The sequence below is a fragment of the Pseudomonas sp. B111 genome (assembly GCF_026428275.1).
In the GTDB taxonomy this organism is placed as follows: Bacteria; Pseudomonadota; Gammaproteobacteria; order Pseudomonadales; family Pseudomonadaceae; genus Pseudomonas; species Pseudomonas aeruginosa.
Window position 1 is genome coordinate 1,389,969 of record NZ_CP097857.1, and the last position, 22,903, is coordinate 1,412,871.

At 59.4% G+C, this 22,903-nt stretch carries 19 protein-coding genes and 1 tRNA gene; 2 read left to right on the forward strand and 18 right to left on the reverse strand.

What is annotated here, in order from left to right; genetic code table 11:
• Position 1: 1 nt before the first annotated feature.
• Both M6E97_RS06390 and M6E97_RS06395 read right to left on the reverse strand, forming a co-directional pair.
• Positions 2–1,252 carry a hypothetical protein gene (locus M6E97_RS06390; protein WP_034004975.1) on the reverse strand — a complete coding sequence of 417 codons (1,251 nt, stop codon included), beginning with the start codon at positions 1,250–1,252 and terminating at the stop codon, positions 2–4.
• Entirely contained in the window at positions 1,249–2,352 is a 1,104-nt protein-coding gene (locus M6E97_RS06395) for a hypothetical protein (protein WP_042857842.1), read from the reverse strand. The genes M6E97_RS06390 and M6E97_RS06395 overlap by 4 nt, the downstream gene beginning before the upstream one ends.
• A gap of 106 nt (positions 2,353–2,458) precedes the next feature.
• Here M6E97_RS06395 and M6E97_RS06400 point away from each other — a divergent pair, with 106 nt between their 5' ends.
• A complete protein-coding gene (locus tag M6E97_RS06400) occupies positions 2,459–2,761 on the forward strand; it encodes a hypothetical protein (RefSeq protein ID WP_033988877.1) in 303 nt (100 codons plus the stop codon).
• A 9-nt stretch (positions 2,762–2,770) separates the two neighbouring features.
• On the opposite strand, the gene M6E97_RS06405 is transcribed toward M6E97_RS06400, so the two are convergent.
• From M6E97_RS06405 to M6E97_RS06480, 16 genes are all read right to left on the reverse strand, one after another.
• Complete coding sequence (locus M6E97_RS06405; RefSeq protein WP_033988879.1) at positions 2,771–5,539, reverse strand: DEAD/DEAH box helicase; 2,769 nt, start codon at positions 5,537–5,539, stop codon at positions 2,771–2,773.
• Between the two features lie 9 nt (positions 5,540–5,548).
• On the reverse strand, positions 5,549–6,061 hold the full coding sequence (locus tag M6E97_RS06410) for a hypothetical protein (RefSeq protein ID WP_033988883.1): 513 nt from the start codon (positions 6,059–6,061) through the stop codon (positions 5,549–5,551).
• A complete protein-coding gene (locus M6E97_RS06415) occupies positions 6,061–9,333 on the reverse strand; it encodes a site-specific DNA-methyltransferase (protein WP_033988886.1) in 3,273 nt (1,090 codons plus the stop codon). Before M6E97_RS06415 ends, M6E97_RS06410 begins: the two co-directional genes overlap by 1 nt.
• 10 nt (positions 9,334–9,343) lie before the next feature.
• Positions 9,344–9,556, reverse strand: coding sequence for a hypothetical protein (locus M6E97_RS06420; RefSeq protein ID WP_033988888.1), 213 nt, complete (start codon positions 9,554–9,556; stop codon positions 9,344–9,346).
• A 207-nt stretch (positions 9,557–9,763) separates the two neighbouring features.
• Entirely contained in the window at positions 9,764–10,783 is a 1,020-nt protein-coding gene (locus M6E97_RS06425) for a hypothetical protein (RefSeq protein ID WP_033988890.1), read from the reverse strand.
• Entirely contained in the window at positions 10,783–13,530 is a 2,748-nt protein-coding gene (locus M6E97_RS06430) for a DUF499 domain-containing protein (protein ID WP_033988893.1), read from the reverse strand. Before M6E97_RS06430 ends, M6E97_RS06425 begins: the two co-directional genes overlap by 1 nt.
• Positions 13,531–13,768: 238 nt before the next feature.
• Positions 13,769–13,845 (reverse strand) — tRNA-Pro (locus M6E97_RS06435).
• A gap of 89 nt (positions 13,846–13,934) precedes the next feature.
• Positions 13,935–14,291: a MerR family transcriptional regulator gene (locus M6E97_RS06440; RefSeq protein ID WP_003090655.1), complete on the reverse strand. Its 357-nt coding sequence runs from the start codon at positions 14,289–14,291 to the stop codon at positions 13,935–13,937.
• Positions 14,272–14,574, reverse strand: coding sequence for an integration host factor subunit alpha (ihfA, locus tag M6E97_RS06445; protein ID WP_003090661.1), 303 nt, complete (start codon positions 14,572–14,574; stop codon positions 14,272–14,274). Before ihfA ends, M6E97_RS06440 begins: the two co-directional genes overlap by 20 nt.
• A gap of 3 nt (positions 14,575–14,577) precedes the next feature.
• Positions 14,578–16,956 (reverse strand): phenylalanine--tRNA ligase subunit beta, encoded by a 2,379-nt coding sequence (gene pheT, locus M6E97_RS06450; RefSeq protein ID WP_023115907.1) that lies wholly within the window; start codon positions 16,954–16,956, stop codon positions 14,578–14,580.
• Positions 16,957–16,990: 34 nt separating this feature from the next.
• Complete coding sequence (gene pheS / locus M6E97_RS06455) at positions 16,991–18,007, reverse strand: phenylalanine--tRNA ligase subunit alpha (protein WP_003090666.1); 1,017 nt, start codon at positions 18,005–18,007, stop codon at positions 16,991–16,993.
• 97 nt (positions 18,008–18,104) lie between these two features.
• Entirely contained in the window at positions 18,105–18,461 is a 357-nt protein-coding gene (gene rplT / locus M6E97_RS06460; RefSeq protein ID WP_003099086.1) for a 50S ribosomal protein L20, read from the reverse strand.
• Positions 18,462–18,484: 23 nt separating this feature from the next.
• Positions 18,485–18,679: a 50S ribosomal protein L35 gene (gene rpmI / locus M6E97_RS06465; protein ID WP_003090673.1), complete on the reverse strand. Its 195-nt coding sequence runs from the start codon at positions 18,677–18,679 to the stop codon at positions 18,485–18,487.
• A gap of 61 nt (positions 18,680–18,740) precedes the next feature.
• Positions 18,741–19,292 carry a translation initiation factor IF-3 gene (gene infC / locus M6E97_RS06470; protein WP_003119938.1) on the reverse strand — a complete coding sequence of 184 codons (552 nt, stop codon included), beginning with the start codon at positions 19,290–19,292 and terminating at the stop codon, positions 18,741–18,743.
• Positions 19,292–21,214 (reverse strand): threonine--tRNA ligase, encoded by a 1,923-nt coding sequence (gene thrS / locus M6E97_RS06475; RefSeq protein ID WP_031636046.1) that lies wholly within the window; start codon positions 21,212–21,214, stop codon positions 19,292–19,294. The genes infC and thrS overlap by 1 nt, the downstream gene beginning before the upstream one ends.
• 249 nt (positions 21,215–21,463) lie before the next feature.
• Positions 21,464–22,327: an alpha/beta fold hydrolase gene (locus tag M6E97_RS06480; protein WP_003114410.1), complete on the reverse strand. Its 864-nt coding sequence runs from the start codon at positions 22,325–22,327 to the stop codon at positions 21,464–21,466.
• A 191-nt stretch (positions 22,328–22,518) separates the two neighbouring features.
• Here M6E97_RS06480 and M6E97_RS06485 point away from each other — a divergent pair, with 191 nt between their 5' ends.
• On the forward strand, positions 22,519–22,845 hold the full coding sequence (locus M6E97_RS06485; RefSeq protein ID WP_003090681.1) for a hypothetical protein: 327 nt from the start codon (positions 22,519–22,521) through the stop codon (positions 22,843–22,845).
• Positions 22,846–22,903: the final 58 nt, after the last annotated feature.

Here is a 22,903-nt window from a genome sequence, read left to right on the forward strand (position 1 = left end):
TTTACCTGTCCTTGATTCGACTGATTTCCTTGTTCAACTTCTCGACCACACTCCCAAGGTACTCACGGGCGACAGTCACCTTGGGCGGCTCCCGGTCCAGCGCAATGAGGACGTCCTGAAGGATTGGCATCTCGCTATTCAGCACACGCAGAACCTGCCCACGCAAACGCGACAGGTCATCATTGGAGTGCACTTCTTGGATGCGCGACTGCTCCTGGGCAGCACCCAGTTGTGCCTGGAGCTCATCTAGCCGGGCAGTCTTGTCGGCAAGCTCAGCCTCGCATGCTTTCAGCTGCTCTTCAGTCTGGCTCTTGTCTACAGCCAACTGGCGCAGTTCGCGCTCGAGCTGATCAGCCCGAGCATCGGCCTGCTGAACCATGCGCGCCTGATCATCCAACAGCCAAGTCAGGCCCGGCACATCCCCGAACGGCTGGCTAGCTAGCAGACGAACCAGCCCATCGCTCCGCTCACGTTGCAGCGGATTTGGTGCAAGGATCGAGCGGCGCAGCACACCTACTAGCTCGCGGGGAGCAGTACCCTGGTAGAGGCGCCACTGACAGGCCAGATAAAAACCGCATTCCAGACGCTTCTGAGCCTTCTTCTTTTCCGGCGCCGACACCTCAGAGGCAGCCACCTTCTGCACGGCATCCCGGACCTCGTTAGCAATGACTTCAAGGCTCAATCCGTCCTCTGTGGTTCGGGGCAACCAAGACTCCAGAGAGCGTTTACCCTGCCCCTGTACCCGCCGCCCGACCTCAGCGGCAAAGTAGCGTAACTGCTCCTCGATACTCCGATAACCATTCAGGTCTGCAGCTAGCAGCATCAGATTGAGGCTTTTCTCCAGGGTCGGGTCGTTCTCCTCTGCAAGGGCCAATAGCTCGTAGCGCCGGATCTCTTCGATTCTTGAGCTTTTCACCAGCTTGCGCAGTGTTGCTTCCGGCAAGGTCGACTTGGTCTTCCCAGCATAAAAGTGCTCAAGGAAATCAGCCAGGCTCTCGATCTTCTGCTGCTCCTTGTCCTTCGGCTTTAAGATGCTGACCGTATCCGGAGTGGCCTCGGCTACTGCTTCGCGGGCCTCATCTACTAGCGTTTCTGGCACAAGGTCGCTGGCAACTGGCGCGGCCTGTACAACTTCTACCGAAACCTCCAGCTCCGACACTTCCTGACGCCTAGCCGGCTGAAGCATCTCTTTCGCCCCAGTTTTCCGGCTCATGACAGGTACGCTACCCGGCTTGCTCATCTTGTCACTCATTGATTTATTCTCTCTAGCACCTGCTCGGCGTAGCCGGCAAAGACCGCATCATTCAGCAAGCGGCGCGCCATCCGCCGAAGCTCATCTGTCGATCGGTAGGTACGTCCCCATTCCAGCCACAGCACTAAAGCCTTGGTTCGGTCTTCTGCCGTCCATATCGAACTGGCACTGACCTGCTGCAGTTCATCCAACTCCCCTTCCTGTCGCTTATCCGGCAGGGCCATCCAGCTCAAAAGCCTGTCAGTGGCGTGATCAACGGGCAAACGTGCTTGAGCCTCCTGCGGCACTCCCGCACAGCCCTTCACAGGCTTTCCAGCCCAGCCTGCAAAAAGGCTAGCTGCAGCAGCTAGCGCTGGCGCATCGGCTTGGCTAGTAACCTGGACGAAGCTGTTGAACGAAAAGTTGATAATGCCGCGCATCGTCCGAGCCAGCGGCCTGTCCACGTAACGTAAGGCCTCCAGCGCCCGATTGAAGCGCTCCTTGTAATGAGCATGACTCAGCTGCGTACCACCTCGCTGATCCTTGGCCAACACACCGTAGAGATACTGGCAAACCCCCTCTAGGTATTCATTGGCTGTCTTCAGCGACTTGCAGGCCTCGGCAAAACGCCGGACATCATCGACACTCAGCTCGTTATCAAGAAAAAGCGTATTGAAAATGTCCTCAAGGCGCTGCAGCTCTGCAAGCTCCGGAATACAGAAGCGCAAATCGAGTCGTTCAGTAGTGTCCTGATTGCCAAGCTCCAAGACATGGAACCCCTGCCGACACTCGGCAAGCCTCTGAAACAGCTCTTCCGGGGCCATCGTTTGCCCATTCAGAGAGACGCTGTGGCAACTGCCCAGCAGCCAATCCGTGGCCTGGACAGGTACATTAATCACGGTTCCGCTATTACCCAACAGCTGCCCACACAGCAAGAGCTCCGGCTTACGGTATGGATGCGCCGTGAAAAAGTGGTCACGGCGCGCCTGGACACTGTCGAAATGGGCCGAGCAGCGCGGACACTCGTAGACTATCGGCTGCAGCACCACCGGTGGCGACTCCGGAATACTGACGCTGCCGCCAGCGTTACCAGGGTCGATAAAGCTCAGATACCAGGCCATCCATTTCCCCATCTAACTCAAGCTACAGTGCTTGGGACTTTATTGAAGTGGTCTGATCCGAGCGTGCTTTGGTAAGCTCCGCCGCCTCACAGGCAGGCAACAGACCATGAAACTCCTAAACACCTACGACGACCGCGACGAAGCTGAGGAAGCCGCCGAAAAACTAACCGGTGAAAAACGTCTGGCCAGCGAGCGTGACGCTACGATTACCATCTATAACCTTTTTGGCATACCGAGCTGGGGTAACTTCCACCGCCTTGGTATGTATAACCTAGCCGAGCTAAAGGAACTGCTGGATCGCCGCCCAACATGGCAACCAAATGACCAGATGAGGCATGAAGAGATTCTATCGGTACTGTCCAGCGTGGCCAGGAATTACGAGATCGAGGTCCCAGCTCACTGGTTTTAGCCCATACAGCTAGCTGACGATCTCAACATAACCAATCAGCTCCGCCGAATAGCTGCCATCACCATTCGCGGCCCCCTTGTGCTTGAGCTCCCGCTGCAGTGTAGGTTCAACCACTTGTGCGAATAGTTCCTGTCGCTGCTCTGGTTCGAACATCGGCAAGGCTACCGGTGCCTTCAGGTATTGCTCCGCCTGTCGCTCGACCGCCGGAACACGAGTGCCGTCCTGCTTGACGGCAATGGGTTGAAGGACGACACGGCGCTCACCGTTACCGGCGGACGATTCGACCATCCAGAGAGAAAGTAGAACCGGCGCGTCCACATACCCTGAAACCGCAATGCCAATATCTTCAGGTGCAACGCTGCGCCAGCGTCCAAATTCTTCCTGTATCAGCGGATGATCCAGGCCCATCAGTTCCACGTTATCGCTGCTGGTTGCCGTATCGCGGTTCAAGGTAAATCGTGCCCGACGTGTGCCATCAACCGTCACAAGGTCGTACGTTTCGTCGTCGATTTTGACTAGGCGCTGCTGACGATCCGCCACTGCTGCCGACAGGAAACGTACCAGCCGATCCAGGCTGGACGACACGTCGGAGAACGGCTTGTAGTCATCAAGACTGAAGCCGTCGAGGTCTTGGAACAGATCAAACACCACCTGCCGCGCCTCGCGTGAGTTCGACAACGCCGCTTCCAGTTCCACTTGTGTGCGTTTCAATTCAGGATCGGACAACGCTTCCTGGTAAAGACGGTCGTAATTGAGACGCTCGGATAGCTGGCCAAGAATCTGCGCGCGCAGGTCTTCGGCAACCTTGCCTTGGTCGTCGACCTTACCAACTGTCTTGGCAATTTCCGTCAGCTTCTCGTCGAGCATCAGGAAAATTCGTCCTTCGATAGTGTCGGACAGAACCAGGTTGTAGACCTGTGCCGTGTGATTTTGTCCATAACGGTGGATGCGCCCAATTCGTTGTTCCACATCCATCGGATTCCACGGCAAATCGAAATTGAACAGGATTCGCGCGAACTGCAAATTCAAGCCTTCGCGGCCGGCCGCTGTACAAACCATTACACGCGGCCCATCTTTCAGACGGAATTTCCGCTCTGCCGCCAACTTGGCACCGTGATCGCCGCCGCGCAGCACAACCACACCCTGGCCGGGATAGGCCTGCTCAATCTCACGTGCAATCAGATCGACCGTGCCGAGGTAGGTGGCAAAGATGACGATCTTCTCGCCGGCATTCTGCCGCCACAGATAGCCCAAGCCATCCAGCAACTTCTGCGCTTTGGTTTCCCGCTGGAGCGGAAAGACCTTGAGCAAATCGCCGATACGCAGGCGCTCCTCGGGCAAATGCAGCTCCACGACTGCAGAAGCAGCTTCCTCTGCGTGCGTTGCAGAGTATTCGCTGCCGTAAGGGTCGGAGGCCATTTCCAGGGCCTCCTCATCTAACTTCTTGACCAAGCGGTATTTGAGGTCGGCGAGCACACGATCCACTTCACTTCGCCCGATGCTGTCATGCGGCAGGCCAAACTCCTCATGAATTAATGCCCGCGCTTCCTCAGTCAGGCGCTCACGACCTTCAATATCAAGCTCTTTGTCCCGCAGCAGCGCTTCATGCAGGGTCAGCATAAGCAAGCGGCGCTTGAGCGTGCGGCGCACAGCCGCGAAGCTGGACGCTGCGATCTTCTGAAAGATCGCCATCAAAAAACCTAGGGCCCGCCCCTTGTTACCCTGGCGGCGGGCTAGGTCGAAGCCGTCCTCCAGATACTCACGCAGCTTCTCGTAGAACAGTCGCTCTGCCTGATTCATCAGGAAAGATTCGGTATGCACCCAACGCCTTGCAAACAATGGCGATCCATCAGGCTGACAGGCATCAGCCTTAGTGCGACGAAACATCACCGTATTGAGACGATGGCGGTTTTCCAACATCTCTTCGGGGCTGCGAAAGAGCGTGGGATTCAGGAGCTGAGCCAGCATCCAGAACTGGAAATGATTGCCTTGGTGGGGAGTGGCCGACAGCAGCATCAGATCACGCGAATGATCCTTCAAGGCCTCAGCCAGTTTGTAGTTCTCGGTCTTCCTGACCTTGCCCCCAATGCGGTGTGCCGTCAGATGGTGCGCTTCGTCGAACACCACAAGATCCCAACAAGGGGCATCAAGCAGGCGCTTGATACGTGCCGGGCGTTTGAGGGTGTCGATGCTGGCTATCAGCCGATCGTGTTTGGCAAAAGCATTCGTCTTGCGGTCGGTGATGTCACCCTCGGAGCCGAAAACCTCGAAATCAAGGTTGAACACTTCGTTCAGCTCGCGGTGCCAGTTGTTCACCAGCCCTGCGGGTACCACCATCAGAGCGCGATTCAACTCGCCTCGGCTAGCCAGCTCTCGCAAGATAAGCGCAGTTTCAATGGTCTTGCCCAAGCCCACCTCATCGGCAATCAGATAGCGCCTGGGAGATGCCGTGGCAATCCGATGTGTCAACACCACTTGATGCGGTAGCAGGTCGATCTTGGCCGAGGTCAGCGCCGATGCGCTCTCCATGACGGGCAGAGCATGGGCCTCGTAAGAGAGCCAAGCCTTTCTGGCTCGCTCTGCGCTGCCATCGACCGTTCGCAGGATGCGTTCAGTGCGCGAGACTTGGCGATGTACGGCACCGACCGGCACACGACGCTCACCCACGCCGAAGAAGGCACGAACGTAACCATCATGCGCGAGGTCAAGAACTACGCCCTGACCGAATTCATGGTGGGAGATCCGTTCGCCAGGTTGAAACTGTGTTTCTATTTCCACACGTCAATCTCAGGTAATTCGCAAATGGAAAAGACCCGCAGCTTTCGCGCCCTCGCGTAGCAGAATTTCCTGCGGATACTCGTTGGCCTCGCCCCAGAGTAATCGGCCAAAGTCGAGCTGCTTTCCACGGTGCGGCGCTTCGCACAACCACGACACTGCATCGGTAGTAGTTTGCACACTGAGGCGTTTATCTCCCTGCGGCATCCAGAAGATCAACGCACCATCGCCTCCCCATTCGTCCTGAAACGAGAGAATCGCGCGTTTTATCGTATCACCCAACCACACTTCACCCTGATCAGGCGCCAGCAAATCAAGACTACCCTCGAGGCCAGCAACCACCAGTGTTCTGCCTTGGTTACTAGGTAGATCCTCGGGCCACCCGTCCCCATTCGGAGCGGCGGCCAATAAGAACTGCCGGAGACTCCACACCTCGCCAGCAGCGCACACTGTATTGCGAGCTTCCTCATCCCATAGCCAACTGGTACCGCGCCGTTGCCATACCGTGTCGAGCACCTGCCTCATTACGCATACTCCCCATCGTCATTAAACAGCGATCCTTGCTGCGGCTTGGGTGCCTGGCTGGCTTGCCAGGTCGTGAAGATCGACACCGCACGCGAGGCTCCATTTCGGGTGGTTTGATCTGGACCGTTCTTCTGCAACCACTCCAGCAACGGCTTGAGGGCAACGTGCGGAGTAAAATTCTCGTTCTTCAACGTGTCCGAAGCATTGATACCGCTACCGTCGACACATGCGCCGATCAGAACCAGTGCTTGATCAAGATCGGAAACCAGTTTGTGCTTCTGCTTCCCATGCCACGCTCTGGCGAAATCGAGAGGATTGGTACGCGTAAACACCTTCTTCTCCTCACTACACCAGCCTCGCTGCACAAAATCATCGGGCGTAGTGATGGTGCCACGCAGAAATTTCTGTAACTGGTCACGCTTCATCTCGCTGACAGCACCGAAGGTGCGCAGAAACTGACGGGTGATCGGCTCAGCATTTACCGGCGGGGGCTCTTTCCCTTTATCGGCGTCTTCGTCAATAAGTTGGTTGATACCGACGAGCGCATCCCTGACCGAGATGGTGCGGTTTTCATCGACATAGACTTTGCCGTAGTGGCGAGAGAAATATTCCAACGCCTTGCCGCGTCGGATTACCTGAAGGTCTGCGGCAGGCAAGCCCTCCTTAGCGTGGTTTTCCAGCATTGCCTGCAGTTGGCGCACATCCGCCATCACCTCACGGCGCATCCGACCCCAGCTAACCGGCTTGGGCTCTTCGGTACGCTTGCGGCAGACGTGAATGATGTCGTATTCGATGGTTTGTGAGCCAAAGGTTCCAGGCTTCGCCCCATCACCCTTTGTTTCATCGGAGCGAATGGGGTACGTTGCTTCGAGGTAGAACCCAGCATCAAACAGCGATTCCAGCACCGCCACCCAAGGCTCATCCGCGCTATGGTGAAAAGTGAAGGCCAGGATGCCGCCTGGCTTCAAAAGGCGATGTGCCTCGCACCAACATTGGGTCAGGAGTCGCTGATAAAAGCCATCTGGGTCTTCCGGTTCCCTAGCTCGGTTGGCCACAGCCTCCAGCGATTTGGGAGTGTACTCTCCGCCGAAAATTGCTGGGTACTTGCTCTTCAGAACCAAGCGCAGCCAGACATAGAAAAAGTCTGCTAGTTCTGAGTAGTGGAGCAAGCCACCAAAAGGCGGATCAGTGATAACCAAATCTAGGCTGCCACTCTCCAACTGGGCAAGATCGGTGGACGAACCTTGATGCACCGCCACGTCCAGCACAGGGTCGCCGGGAAAGACCTTTTCGCTCTTTCCGCTCAATTGCTTCGCCAGCAGTGGCTCGCGACGCGTCAACGCTTCGGTGCTTACGGCTTCCCAGGGCTGAATCGCCCATTCGCGGCCTTCAATAATACCTTCGGAGCTTGAGGCCCAGTTGCCACGCCCCAATGCTGGAAAAACACAGTTTTCAACTACAGTCGATTTCGGGTGATAGTTGTTATTCGCAAACTGTGGTTCGAGCTTATCACCCTGAACATTCCATAAAGTGAACAGGCTTTGATTGCGCAAATATTGCTGAAAAGCCCCGAGCACAAACTCCCTCACCGTCCAGTCATAGTCACCGTTTTCAACAATTGCCTTGAGTAGTTGCGCATGTACCAGCAACTGACGTGGATTGAACATCGTCCACCAATGCGTGAAACCATGATTTGGTAGCCCCCCGTTGTTCATGTGCGTCATGAAGCCGTAAGGAAGCTCAGAGCGTGGCCAGTAATCTTTTAAGTCACCCTCCTTACGTGCCTCCCACTCCACGAACGCCGCTTCATACTGCTGGGTGTATGTCTGGTCATAGGCAGCAAAAAAGCGACCGCTGTAGGGCTTACCCGCCTCATCGCGCCGGGGCGCGTAACCATGAACCGCGTAACCAGCCATCGGGCCGGTTTTGCCGGTAGCCTTGATGGTGGTCAATACATCCTGCACAGTGCCGCAGGCTGCGCAAGCGTAGTGGGATTTTTTTGGAACCGTGCCATTTTCGGGGGAAAAAGTGACCTTGGTTTCCGGGCAGGTCACCTCCTCCGGCAATGTTCCACGAACCTCCAACAAGCGAATCTTGGAGGCACGCACCCTGCCCCAGCGCGAGGTCGCGGCCAGGTCATCCTGGAGTGAGCCACCATAGACGTGGTTATTCTCATCCTGCCTGGGTGAACCGGCCAACCATTGCGGATGCACCAGCAGACTCAATTCAACCTTCTTGTTCTTACCCTTACCCAGCTTGATCTGGCCGCGTGAGCCGGCAATAGCCAATCCGTCTTTGGGGTGGATATTGGCTGCTGCAATATCTCCGCAGTGAGGACAGGTAACGCCCGATACAGGATCAAGCACCGCATAGGGCTGCTCCGTAGGCGCCACGAATAGCGGTACATCAGCAGCCATTCGCGCTGCGTCAGCTTCAATATGGAACTGTCCCCCACATTTGCCGCAAGCGTGCTCCCAGTGCTTGACGGTGAGGGCCTTCACCGCCATCACAGGGCTGGTCATGATTGGCGTTCGGTGGCCGCAGCCGGTCACCTGACAAGGGCCGTGCTTGGCCCAAAAGGTGTAGATGATCTCCGGGCCTTCGTAGTGGTAGTCCTTGCGCTCGTTGCGGGGAATAGTCAGTGGGTCGAAATCAGCTGGCATTACCTTCTGGGTTGGTAGGTGCGTCCACGTACCTTTTTCACCTTCTGGGCCGTCGCAGTAGTAGTACGGCATGATCTGCGGCTTGACCTCAGCCTCGATATCGGCGAGAAGGCGCTTTACTTCCTCCAAATCGACGTTGGCCAGCTCTTGCTTGACCACGAACCAGGCGACCGGATTCAGGTCGTTACCAACCATCTGCATGCCGAGACGTGAGCCTTCAACCAGCGTGGTGCCGCCGCCCATGAAGATATCGGCCACCTTCAGGTTCTTAAACGCACCTTTTTTCTGGTGGTTCGCGTAGTAGTTTTCCCAAACCAGCTTGGCTGCGTGCGATTTGTCTTCTGGGGCCTTGGTCGCCGCTGCGAGCAACATGGAGCGGAAAACACTGGAACGACGACGCGCCCACCACTTCGACATCTGGTAAATCGGCTTGCCCGCATTACCCTCGATGATCGCCACCTGATTGACGGGCAGGATCGGGAAGTCCACCTCCAGGCAAGTCTTGGGACGATTCGGATCGTTGAAGTCGACGGTCTCAAGCGCAACCGCCTTACCTGCCCCAACAGCCTTGGCGACTTCCTGCGCGAGTAGTTCTTTTTTAGTGGCCATTCAAATTTCCTTAATCTTCTTGTACGCGGGACTGGCGGCGCATGTTTTCTACGGCGGCAACTAGATCGACTTGTGCCGTTGGGGCGGCCCAACGGGTCCAGAAGCGGATCATTGCACTACGTGGTTCGTGCTTGGGCTTCGACATCTTGATACGAGTCGACAGCAGGGTGGCATCGCCCAACACCACAGCCTCGCCCACATCCAACGTCGGTAGCACCTCCATCAGCCCCTCCAGATATTTTTTGCTTCATCTGTGGTCAGCACGTCGTCAACGGTATTTGCAAGTGCTCTGCCAGAGCTCCCATACCAGGAAGGCCATAGCCGCAAGAGAATCCAGACCTGACAAGGAGCACCGGAGCTTTACGAAAAGCGCCCTGTATTTCGTTGAAGAGCTCCTCAGGCAAATCTGCTACCGCCATATCGTGCCCGCCTATTTGGTCAGCTCAACAAATGGCGACAACACCTCCAACAGCGAGAGGCCTCCGTGCGTCAGAGTCGGGTAACCGCCTTGGCTACGCCATTTTCTTCGCCCCATAGCCAACAAATGAGTCCCGTGAGGACTCTGAATTTGCAAAGCAACCGGAGGAACGAAGGGGCCAGGGTCACCATTACCAGCATTACTACGCCCGCTGGAAAAAGTCTGTTTGAGGTGGGCAGCGACCTCACCATCGGCATCGGGGAAGTAACCCGTGGCGGCGTAGCCGTGATCCGAGGTAATGACCAAGCGCCGCCCAGTAGCCAGGCGCTCAACAAAGGCCCAAAAGTCCTCGCTGGAAAGCTGCTGCGCTGCGTCCTTGGTCAGCAGCTCAAGCCCCTGGCCTGCGCCGTAGTCATGCAGCTTGGCATCCGGCCAGTGATGCCAGAACACCCAGTTCTTCGCCCCGGACGCACTGAGAACCAGACTTTCACAGTCCTTCCAAGGTAGATCGATGGTCTCAGTCTGAGCCGGTTGCAGCTTGTGAGCTAAGCCACCTCCGTTGGCCTGCAATTGACTGCGACTTGCCAAGCCCAGTGCACGGGCGAATTGGTTGGTTTCACTAGGCAACTCAGAGGCGGTAGCTGTAACACCTTGCAGAGTAAAACCGCGCTCTTTGGCGCCCTGCAGCAACCAAGGCAGCTCCCGCAAGCTCAAGGCATCCAGAACCAGCACAGCACGGGCTGCGTTATTGCCATAGCTCGGCTCGGCCCACCAACGAGCTAGACGATCGGAAGTGCGCTCGACAGCGCTGATCTCGGGTTGACCGAAACACTGCCACAGATCCCAACCACTGGAAGCGAGAAACAGATCAAGCTCTCCGATCTCTCGGTCGCGCTTGACGACCTCGCCCGGTGCGTTGCTCTCGGCCAATGGTCGTGAAGCGATATCAAGCGTGCGCTCAATAATGAATTGCCACGCATCCGATGCGGAACCTTGAGTTAGGCGCTGCAATATTGCTGCATCGAGTGCCATCAGCTGTCCTCCTTCTCAAGACTCAACTCGAAAGTCATTCCGTCTGGCAACTTCTTAAGCAGTTCCTTGAGCTGAGCACCGGTAATCTGCGTGCTTTGACCAGCAGACACTCTGATCGAGACCTCTGCCACGGGCGTGGCTGGGCCAATGCCCCATCCTTCAAGCTTGCCGATCAGGTTGAGCGGCGAGGTTGGCGGGTTGGAGAGCGGGATGCGCAGTTTGGTAGTACTGCCAGTACCACCGAAGATTTCGCCAGGTGCTGGGGCTGGCTCGGGCGAAGTACCGGGGTGCGGTTCTTGTACACCGGAAGCGGTGCCCCCCCCAAAGATGTCGCCTCCGGTTCCAGCTGCGGGTAATTGCGGCACCTGTGGCGTAGTGCCGCCGGTAGCGGGCACGGCCGAGGGCTCCATGAGGAAAACTTCATCCAGTTGACGCCCGGTGTAGGACAGTTTGGGCCGCAAGCGCCGCCACGCCGATTCCTCGTCTTCGCCTGCGTGGGTTTGCAGATGCTCCAAATTACGCAGGTTGATGGCGATCTTGCCGCGTGCGCATAGGCGCAGGATGCGCTCCTTCATGGTGGTTTCACCCAGCCAGGGGATGCAGTCCTGGCCAGCCGGGCGGGGTTCCTGCAGCTCGCGCAGTAGCTTGCCAAGGGGCGCATTTTCCGAGGCGGCCTCGAGCACGAGGTCTTCGAAGTCTTCAGGCACGAAAAGATCGTTGGTCAGCGTTTCCTCGATACCTTCGGGGATTTGTGCTCCTTGCTTTTTCAGATGCTCGACACTGAAAAGGGATTGCAATGGGCTCTGGTGATCATAGCGGTGCAGTACAGCGAAACGGTCAAAGCGCCTCTTAAGGTTTTCACGCAGGGTGCCTTCGAACTCTTTGTGCAGTTTTTTGTATTCCGGGCTCTGGCCGCTCCACTCCTGCGCCTTCATTTCAGCGCGTGCGAGGATGAGCAGATCTCGATCCAGGAATGCATTGGTGGAACCAGATCTGGGCAGCAGGAAGCGAATGGTGTTACGACGCTTTTGCAGGTGATCTTTGAGCCAGCGGCCAAGTGCCTGATCAATTTTTTCCGGCTCTTCCGGTAGTACCAGGACGGGCAGACGGTCATCCCAGCGCTCAGGCTGCTCGGCTTCGTCAAGTGGTGTCCATGGGTCTGTCTGCCAGGATCTCGGCAATGCAATTACACGGAAGTTTTTTGCGACCTCGTCGCTGCCGCCGATTACGTAGCGAATCTGCTTGGCCAGCTGCGCCTGATCAGAGCCATCGGTGAACAGTTTGTCGTTACGGGCACAAGCCATCAATTTGGCCCGTGGGTTTTCTTCCTCACGGAAGACCAGGCGTGGGCCGTCCTGATGGATGTTGAAGCTGTTCTCAACAATCGTCGCCAGTTCAACCTGGAAGGCATTACCGTCTACCGGCTTGCTACGCGTGATGTCAACCTGCAGCGTGGCTGGATCGGCCCCGGCAAGATTGCCAACGGCAATCGACCGCAGCCACAGTGCGCCCACAATCTCTTGTAAATGCGGCGCAAGATCTGCATGGTCGTACACTGCCTCGGTTACCGAGATGATGTTGTGCTGTGCCTTTTCTCGCAGGGTGCGATGGTGCTCGTTGGACACCGAGTCCAACAGCGCGCCAATGCCCGAGGCATCGTCATCCAGCCGGAAGTCGGCGGCGGTGAGCACAGGCACTGCTTCGCCACGGCTCTTGTAAAGGTTGGCCAGGATACGAATCATGTCGCGCGTTTCCTGCGCGTCAGTGGCTATCAGCACCTGTTCCTCCAGCAGACGCAACAGGTGTGGTGCATAAGGCCAAGACTCGGTGAATTCGCGGCGTTTGCGCTCCTGCTCGGCCGGCGGCACATCAAGCAGGCGGAAGTATTCTGAGACGTGCTGGGCGACCAATGACTCAATAGTGCCGTCAGCTATCTGAAGACGGTTGTCGAACAAACGGTGCAGCAACATTCGCCGCCGATCCTGCTGGATGCGCTCAGCATTGCCCCCCGCTTTGAAGTCAATGGCTACAGGATTAACGCGGTGTACCTGCTGGTAGGCATCGCTGCCACCATTACGGACGGAGATCACGAGCACCAACAAATCTGGCCGCTCTTTGGCAATCTCCGAAAGGATCTGGATGAAGTTAAACGCCCAGTTCTTCCATGGGTACTGCTTAGTATTTGTCAGGCCGTCGTACCAGGTCTGGAATTCATCCAGCAGCAACATTGTTGGCGTGTGCTCTAGGAGCTCAACGATGAGTTTGTCAGATGGGATATCGGTCTTGGCCGCCCCCATACCCTCCCACTTACCTTTGATAAATTCGCCGCGAGGATGGCGCTCGAACAACAAATCCCACAAAAATTTGTAGCGCTGGCGGTGAAGGCTCTCGCCAATGACCAACATTCCATTGCGCAAAGCGATCTGACTGACATGGGCATCACCTAGCGTGGCAGCCCATCCGTTTAGCCAGGCCCCAGTCGATACTGGATCGTTAACGGCGTGATAAAGAGCAGCCATCAAGTGGGACTTACCTAGACCACGCTCCCCGATCACTACCACCGGGCGCCCCTGGTTAGGGCCTACGGCCTCAATGCCCTTTAACAGGTCATGGGTCGGATAGGTGATCTCAAGAAACTGCTGTGCGGCAATTTGCGTCGCACCAGTATTTGCGTCGTTGGAGAGCTCGATTGCTGTCCCTTTGAGGCGCTTGCCTCGAAACTCTTCCCGTAAAGTCAATCCAAGCATTATTCAAGCTCCCCAACAAAAATTGGGCCCTCAGGCTCTGGCTATGCACCTTGCACTACCAACATGAGACCTTGGGCTCGGCTTTTGTGACCAAATAGCCAAAAAGACATCATGGATAAGCCAATCTCAATTGGCAACCAATTGGCAACCAGAAAGCCATTTTCCTGGAATCGCAACAAAACCATCGGGCATAAAAAAATCCAACCACCGCTAAGTGATTGGATTTTCTAGGGTTTTTTGGTCGGGACGGAGTGATTCGAACACTCGACCCCTTGCACCCCATGCAAGTGCGCTACCAGGCTGCGCTACGCCCCGACTGTACTTCCAAGCTCAGTGGCTGTGCTTCCGAAGTGAGCCGCACTATATACTAAGCTTCTGATAAGTGGAAGTTTTTTTTGCTTCCGTCACTTCTTCAGGACCAGCAGGACTTCCTCCAGCTCGGCGATCATCTGGCGGATGAGCTGCTTGTACTGGGTGACGTCGTCCTTGGCCTCGTCGCCGGAGAGGCGCTGGCGCGCCCCGCCGATGGTGAAGCCCTGGTCGTAGAGGAGCGCGCGGATCTGGCGGATCATCAGCACGTCCTGGCGCTGATAATAGCGGCGGTTTCCGCGGCGCTTCACCGGGTTGAGCTGCGGGAACTCCTGCTCCCAGTAGCGCAGCACGTGGGGCTTGACCGCGCACAAGTCGCTGACTTCGCCGATGGTGAAGTAGCGCTTGCCGGGAATCGGTGGCAGCTCGTCGTTATGACTTGGTTCCAGCATATGCCTCAACCCTGGCCTTCAGTTTCTGCCCTGGACGAAAGGTGACAACGCGGCGGGCCGTGATCGGGATTTCTTCGCCGGTCTTCGGGTTGCGTCCGGGGCGCTGGCGCTTGTCGCGCAGGTCGAAGTTGCCGAAACCGGACAGCTTGACCTGCTCGTTGTGCTCCAGCGCCTGGCGGATCTCTTCGAAGAACAGCTCCACCAACTCCTTGGCTTCCCGTTTGTTCAGGCCCAGCTCTTCGTACAGACGTTCCGCAATTTCAGCTTTCGTCAGAGCCCCCATACGCTATTTCCTTAACGTGGCATTGAACCTTTCTTCCAACGACGTGACGATGTTCTGCGTCGTGCTATTGACTTCATCGTCATTAAGAGTGCGCGATGGATGCTGCCAGGTCAAGCCGACGGCAAGGCTTTTTCTATGCGGATCAATGCCTTTACCGTGATACACATCAAACAGCCTGAGGTCCGTCAGCCATTCGCCGGCCGCCGCACGGATTTGTGTCAGGATGTCTTGTGCCGGCACGTCCTGATCCACCAGCAGCGCCAGGTCGCGGCGCACTTCGGGGAAGCGCGACAGCTCGCGGAACTTCGGCAGGTGACCGTCGACCACTTCGGCCAACAGCAGTTCGAAGAGGAACACCGGCTGCTCGAGGTCGAGTTTCTTCGCCAGTTCCGGATGCAGCGCGCCCAGGTAGCCGACCAGCCGCCCGTCCCGCTCGATGCGCGCGGTCTGCCCCGGGTGCAGCGCCGGGTGCTCACCGGGCACGAAGCTGAAGTCGCCGAGGGCGCCGGCACTGGCCAGCACTGCCTCGACATCGGCCTTGGCGTCGAAGAAGTCCACGCCGTCACGGCCGTTGGCCCAGCCTTCCGGCAGGCGCTTGCCGCAGATGGCGCCGGCGAGCATGGCTTCCTGCTTCAGGCCTTCCAGTTGACCGACGAAGCGCAGGCCGCTTTCGAACAGGCGGACCCGCGACTGCTGGCGGTTGAGGTTGTGCTGCAGCGCCTTGACCAGGCCCGGCCAGAGGCTGGAACGCATCGCCGCCATGTCGGCGGAGATCGGGTTGGCCAGGGTCAGCGGCTGGGTGCCCGGATCGAACAGTTCGAACAGGGCCGGATCGATGAAGCTGAAGGTGATCGCTTCCTGATAGCCGCGGGCGACCAGCAGGCGCCGCAGCAGCGGCAGCGCGGCGCGCGCTTCCGGCTTGTTGTTCGGCGCCAGGCGCGCCTGCGGGTAGCGCACCGGCAGGCGGTTGTAGCCGTAGAGACGGGCCAGTTCCTCGATCAGGTCGACTTCCAGGGAAATGTCGAAGCGATGGCTCGGTACGCCGACCGACCACTGCCCTTCCCCGTCGGCTACCACAGTCAGTTCCAGGGCTTGCAGCAGGCGCACGATCTCGGCGGCGTCCAGCGGCATGCCGAGCATCTGGGTCACGCGCTCGGCGCGCAGGGTGATCGGCGCGACCTTCGGCAGGTGCGCTTCGCTGACCTGCTCGACGATCGGCCCCGGTTCACCGCCGACGATGTCGAGGATCAGGCGCGTCGCGCGCTCCATGGCCTTGCGCGCCAACTGGCTGTCGACGCCGCGCTCGAAGCGATGCGAGGAGTCGGTGTGCAGGCCATAGGAGCGGGCCTTGCCGGCCAGGGCGATGGTGTCGAAGAACGCGGCTTCGAGGAACAGGTCGCGAGTGCTGTCGCTGACGCCGCTGTGCTCGCCGCCCATCACCCCGGCGATGGCCAGGGCGCGCTGGTGGTCGGCGATCACCAGGGTGTCGGCGCGCAGGGTGATTTCCTGGCCGTCGAGCAGGACCAGCTTCTCGCCGTCCTCGGCCATGCGCACGCGCACGCCGCCGTTGATCTCGGCAAGGTCGAAGGCATGCATCGGCTGGCCCAGTTCGATCATCACGTAGTTGGTGACGTCGACCACCGGATCGATACTGCGAATGTCGGAACGGCGCAGGCGCTCGACCATCCACAACGGGGTCGGCCGGCTCAGGTCGACGTTGCGGATCACCCGGCCGAGGTAGCGCGGGCAGGCGGCCGGCGCGGCGAGTTCGACCGGACGGGTCTCGTCGTGCTGCGCGGCGACCGCGTCCACCGCCACCAGCGCCAGCGGGACGTCGTAGATGGCGCTGACTTCGCGGGCCAGGCCGGCGAGCGACAGGCAGTCACCGCGGTTCGGGGTCAGGCCGACCTCGATGGTGTAGTCGTCCAGCTCCAGGTAGGTGCGGACGTCCTGGCCGACCGGCGCGTCGGCCGGCAGCTCGAGCAGACCGGCGTTCTCTTCGCTGATCTGCAATTCCTTGGCCGAGCAGAGCATGCCGAAGGACTCGACGCCACGCAGCTTGGCTTTCTTGATCTTGAAGTCGCCCGGCAGTTCGGCGCCGATCATGGCGAAGGGAATCTTCAGGCCCGCGCGCACGTTTGGCGCACCGCAGACGACCTGGAAGGTCTCGCTGCCGTTGCTGACCTGGCAGACGCGCAGCTTGTCGGCGTCCGGATGCTGTTCGGTCGAGAGCACCTCGCCGACCACCACGCCGCTGAAGGCGCCGGCGACCGGCAGGTCGGCGTCGACCTCGAGGCCGACCATGGACAGGCGAGCGACCAGCTCGTCATGGGAAACCTGCGGATTTGCCCAGCTCCGCAGCCACTTTTCACTGAATTTCATCCTGTTCTCCTAAGGAATCCGGTTGCGTTCTGGCCTAGCGGAATTGTCCGAGGAAGCGCAGATCGTTATCGAAGAACAGACGCAGGTCGTTCACCCCGTAGCGCAGCATGGCCAGGCGCTCGGCGCCCATGCCGAAGGCGAAGCCCTGGAATTTCTCGGGATCGATGTTGGACATGCGCAGCACGTTCGGGTGCACCATGCCGCAACCCATGACTTCCAGCCAGCCGGTCTGCTTGCACACGCGGCAGCCGTTGCCGCTGCAGATCACGCACTGGATGTCCACTTCAGCCGAGGGCTCGGTGAAGGGGAAGAAGGACGGACGGAAGCGCACTTCGAGCTGCTTCTCGAAGAAGGCGCGGAGGAATTCCTCGATGGTGCCCTTGAGGTCGGCGAAGCTGACACCCTCGTCCACCAGCAGGCCTTCCACCTGGTGGAACATCGGCGAGTGGGTCAGGTCGGAGTCGCAGCGGTAGACGCGCCCCGGGCAGACAATGCGGATCGGCGGCTGCTGAGACTCCATGGTCCGCACCTGCACCGGTGAGGTGTGGGTACGCAGCAGCATGTTCGCATTGAAATAGAAAGTATCGTGCATGGCACGCGCCGGGTGGTGGCCCGGAATATTGAGCGCCTCGAAGTTGTGGTAGTCGTCTTCGACTTCCGGGCCTTCGGCGACTTCGTAGCCGATGCGGCTGAAGCACTGCTCGATGCGCTCCAGCGTGCGGGTGACCGGATGCAGGCCGCCGCTCAGCTGGCCACGACCAGGCAGGGTGACATCGATGCGCTCCGCGGCCAGCCGGGCGGCCAGCGCGGCCCCTTCCAGCTCGGTCTTACGCGCGTTCAGCGCATCCTGGACCTTTTCCTTGGCCACGTTGATCAGCGCGCCGACCTTCGGCCGCTCTTCGGCCGGCAGGTCGCCCAGGGTCTTCATCACCTGGGTCAGTTCGCCTTTCTTGCCGAGGTAGTGAACCCGGATCTGCTCCAGGGCATTGACGTCTTCGGTGTGTCGCACAGCCTCCAATGCTTGAGAGACCAGCGCATCCAGGTTTTCCATGTATGGACTCCAGATACAAAATAGGGGAAGAGCGGTAAGGCTCTTCCCCTATCGGTGACGTTACGTCCGGACCGAGGTCCGGTGATTGTCGTAGGGCTTAAGCCAAGCTTGCCTTCGCTTTCTCGACAATCGCGGTAAACGCCGCTTTTTCGTTCACTGCCAGATCGGCCAGGACCTTACGGTCGATCTCGATGGCCGCCTTTTTCAGGCCGGCGATCAGGCGGCTGTAGGACAGACCGTTCTGACGAGCACCAGCGTTGATACGGGCGATCCACAGTGCGCGGAACTGACGCTTGCGCTGACGACGGTCACGGTAGGCGTATTGGCCAGCCTTGATCACCGCCTGCTTGGCAACGCGGAACACGCGCGAGCGTGCACCGTAGTAGCCCTTGGCGAGCTTCAGAATTTTCTTGTGACGACGACGGGCGATAACGCCACGCTTAACACGAGCCATGAATTAATCCTCTACCTTAATAATCAGCGCAGACGCAGGGAGCGTTCTACGCGCGCAACGTCAGACTTGTTCAGCATCGAGGTGCCGCGCAGTTGACGCTTACGCTTGGTGGTCATCTTGGTCAGGATGTGGCTCTTGAAGGCGTGCTTGTGCTTGAGGCCACCAGCAGTCTTCTTGAAGCGCTTGGCCGCGCCACTTTTGGTCTTCATCTTTGGCATGTTCGGATACTCCGCATTGAGTGATTACGCATAACCGCAAGGCCTGCCAGTGCCCTGGTGGTTACTTTTTCTTCTTGGGAGCGATGACCATCATCAGCTGGCGTCCTTCCAGCTTAGGATGCTGCTCGACGGTGCCGTACTCCACGAGGTCGGCTTCGACCCGCTTCAACAACTCCATCCCCAGCTCCTGGTGAGCCATCTCACGGCCGCGGAATCGCAGGGATACCTTGGCCTTGTCCCCTTCACTAAGGAAACGTACCAGGTTGCGTAGTTTTACCTGGTAATCCCCTTCTTCCGTCCCTGGACGAAACTTGATTTCTTTGACCTGCGCCTGCTTCTGGTTCTTCTTGGCGACCGCAGCCTGCTTCTTCTTCTCGAACAGGTGCTTGCCGTAGTCCATGATGCGGCAGACAGGAGGCACCGCGTCGGCCGAAATCTCAACCAGGTCCAGCTTCGCCTCTTCGGCTAGGCGGATCGCCTCATCGATCGAAACAACACCAACCTGCTGGCCATCAGCTCCAATCAACCGTACCTCACGAGCCGAGATGTTCTCGTTGATCGGGGGTTTCGGTTGAGCTCGCTTATCCTGTCTCATTTCACGCTTAATAATGATTACTCCGAGTCTTGGCGACCACGCCGGGAAACCGCCTGTGCCAACAGCTCAGCGAACTGGGTGACGGGCATGGAGCCCAGGTCTTCCCCTTCGCGCGTACGCACCGCGACGGCCTTCGATTCAACTTCCCGATCTCCAATAACCAAGAGATAGGGAACCTTGAGCAAAGTATGCTCGCGGATTTTAAAGCCGATCTTCTCGTTTCTCAAGTCGGACTTGGCACGGAATCCGCTTTCCCCGAGGACCCGCACCACTTCGGCGGCGAAATCGGCCTGCTTGTCGGTGATGTTCATCACCACTGCCTGGGTCGGCGCCAGCCAGGCCGGGAAGGCTCCGGCGTAGTGCTCGATGAGCATGCCGATGAAGCGCTCGAAGGATCCGAGGATCGCACGGTGCAGCATCACCGGGCGCTTACGGTTGTTGTCCTCGGCGATGTAGCTGGCGTCCAGGCGCTCCGGCAGGTTCGGGTCGTACTGCAGGGTGCCGCACTGCCAGTTACGGCCGAGGCAGTCCTTCAGGGTGAACTCGATCTTCGGCCCGTAGAACGCGCCCTCGCCCGGCTGGTATTCCCAGGCCAGGCCGGATTCGTTCAGCGCATCGGCCAGCGCGCCTTCGGCGCGATCCCACAGCTCGTCGGAACCGACGCGCTTGGCCGGACGGGTCGACAGCTTCATGGCGATGTCGGTGAAACCGAAGTCGCGGTAGACCTGCAGGGTCAGCTTGATGAAATCGGCCGCTTCCTTCTTCACCTGCTCTTCGGTGCAGAAGATATGCGCGTCGTCCTGGGTGAAGCCGCGTACGCGCATGATCCCGTGCAGCGCGCCGGACGGCTCGTTGCGGTGGCAGGCGCCGAACTCGGCGAGGCGCAGCGGCAGGTCGCGGTAGGACTTCAGGCCCTGGTTGAAGATCTGCACGTGGCACGGGCAGTTCATCGGCTTGACCGCGTAGTCGCGGCTTTCCGAGGAGGTGGTGAACATGTTCTCGGCGTAGTTCGACCAGTGGCCCGAACGCTCCCAGAGGATGCGGTCGACCACCTGCGGGGTACGCACTTCGACGTAGCCATGGTCGCGCTGGACCTTGCGCATGTACTGCTCGAGCACCTGGTAGACGCTCCAGCCGTTCGGGTGCCAGAACACCATGCCCGGCGCCTCTTCCTGCAGGTGGAACAGGTCGAGCTGCTTGCCGATGCGGCGATGGTCGCGCTTCTCGGCCTCTTCGATGCGCTGGATGTAGGCCGCCAGTTGCTTCTTGTCGGCCCAGGCGGTGCCGTAGATACGTTGCAGTTGCTCGTTCTTCGAGTCGCCGCGCCAGTAGGCGCCGGAAATCTTGGTCAGTTGGAACGCCTTGAGGAAGCGGGTGTTCGGCACATGCGGGCCGCGGCACATGTCCACGTACTCCTCATGGAAGTACAGGCCCATGGCCTTCTCGTCCGGCATGTCGTCGATCAGGCGCAGCTTGTAGTCTTCGCCACGGGACTTGAACAGCTCGATGACCTCGGCGCGCGGGGTCATCTTCTTGATCACGTCGTAGTCCTTGTCGATCAGCTCGCGCATGCGTTGCTGGATCGCCGCCATGTCCTCGGGGGTGAAGGGGCGCTCGAAGAAAATGTCGTAGTAGAAGCCTTCCTCGATCACCGGGCCGATGACCATCTTCGCGGTCGGATAGAGCTGCTTGACCGCATGGCCGACCAGGTGGGCGCAGGAGTGGCGGATGATCTCCAGTCCTTCCTCGTCCTTGGGCGTGATGATCTGCAGGGTCGCGTCGCGATCGATGGTGTCGCAGGCGTCGACCAGGCGGCCGTCGACCTTGCCGGCGAGGGTCGCCTTGGCCAGGCCCGCGCCGATGGATTGGGCCACCTCGGCCACGGAGACCGGGTGATCGAAGGAACGTTGACTGCCGTCGGGAAGAGTAATGATGGGCATGGCGCCTCCTCTCCTAGTGGTGACCCCTACCAAAGGCCACGTGGGTTGGGATGTGCCAGTAAGCGTCGCCCGCCGGGCCGGCCTGCCTCACAGTGGCAGGCGCCTTGCGGCACCCCTGCGCCGAAGCGCGCGGACGGAGATCACTGGGAATGGATACTGACGAAAAACGCCGGAGCTGATCCGGCGCGAAGCGCCCATGGTAAAGCATCCGCGGCGAGCTGACGAGCGGTCAGTTCGCTCGACCTCGCTTCAGGACGTTTCCACGTCCGGCGCAACGCCATCGACGCGCGCCAGGAACTCCAGTACCGACCGGTTGAAAGCCGCCGGACGGGTGGCATTGAGGCCATGGGACGCGCCCTGGATGCGTTGCAGCTCGGCGCGCGGCAGGGCCGCCGCCAGCGCCTCGGCGGTGGCCGGGAATGGCAGCGGGCTGCGTTCGCCATTGAGGATCAGGCTCGGCAGGTCGATCGAGCGCAGTTCCGACAGCGCCAGCGCCGGCGGCTGGTCGGCCACCTGCCCGACCAGGGTCATGGCGTTGTCCAGGGTCATTCGGCGGAACGTCGCCGACGAGCGTTTCCATACCCCGGCGCCGCTCACCGTATCGACGAACAGTTCCAGTCCCCGTTCCGCCTCGCCGCCACGGATCAATTCGAGCGCCTGGCGCCGGAACTGGTTGCGTTCCAATGGCTCCTCGGGCGCAGGCAGGCCGGCGTGAGCGTAGACCTCGGCGGCATAGTCGCCGCCGGGATCGGCCAGGCTCAGCGAACGCAGGGCGTCCGGAGCGGCCAGCGCCAGGCGCAACGCCAGGTTGCCGCCACGGGAATGGCCGAGCAGGTGTACCGGCTCGCCGAGCCGCTCGACCAGCGCCAGCAGGTCGGCGACGTGGCGGGCGCTGGTGAAGTCCGCACCCTGCCCGTCCCAGCGCTCGGGGTAGTAGTGACGCAGGCTCGGCACGATCAGCCGGTGGCGCTCGCCGAGGCTGCGCAACTGCCATTGCCAGTAGCGGTAGTCGCACAGCGAACCGTGGACCAGTAGCACCGGCGTGCCCTCGCCCAGGTCCTGATAGACCAGTTGATACCCATCCACCTCGAACGAGGCGAGTTCGCCACTCATGCACGCAACCCTTTCGGTTTCTTTTTCGACTCAGCGCGACGAACGGTGAGCGGGCCCGCAGCCCGATGCACGGCATCGCCTGGAAAAGATGGATGTTAGCGGCCTGAGGTCACGCCCCGTAATGACAAATAGGTCTAGGGCCGTCTCGCCCGCTGGGCTAGGCTGGAAGTTCCCCTGCGGAGGTGACGCCGATGAATACGCCGATCTTCTACGAGCTATTCCGCAACCACCCGCTGCATGCCCCGTCCGCCCGGACCCTGGCGAGCATGCTGGCTCTCGGCCTGGCGCTGGCCGGGGTATGGGCCCTGCTGCTGGGCTGGGGCATCGGCCTGGGCATCGACAACTTCGCCATGTACTTCGGCTGGACCGCCCTGCTCATGACCATCCTCCTGGTCGCGCTGTTCCTCGGCGCCACGCTGTTGCGCATGGAGGCCATCTGGCTGGCCTTCCTGCTCGCCCTGCCCCTGCTGACCAGCCTGACCGGCTGCCTGGCTCTGGTCGGCGCCGGCCCCGAGTGACCGCGTTTCAGACCATGGTCGAAGACCGATTGCAGTAATTCCCCTTCCCGCAGGGTCT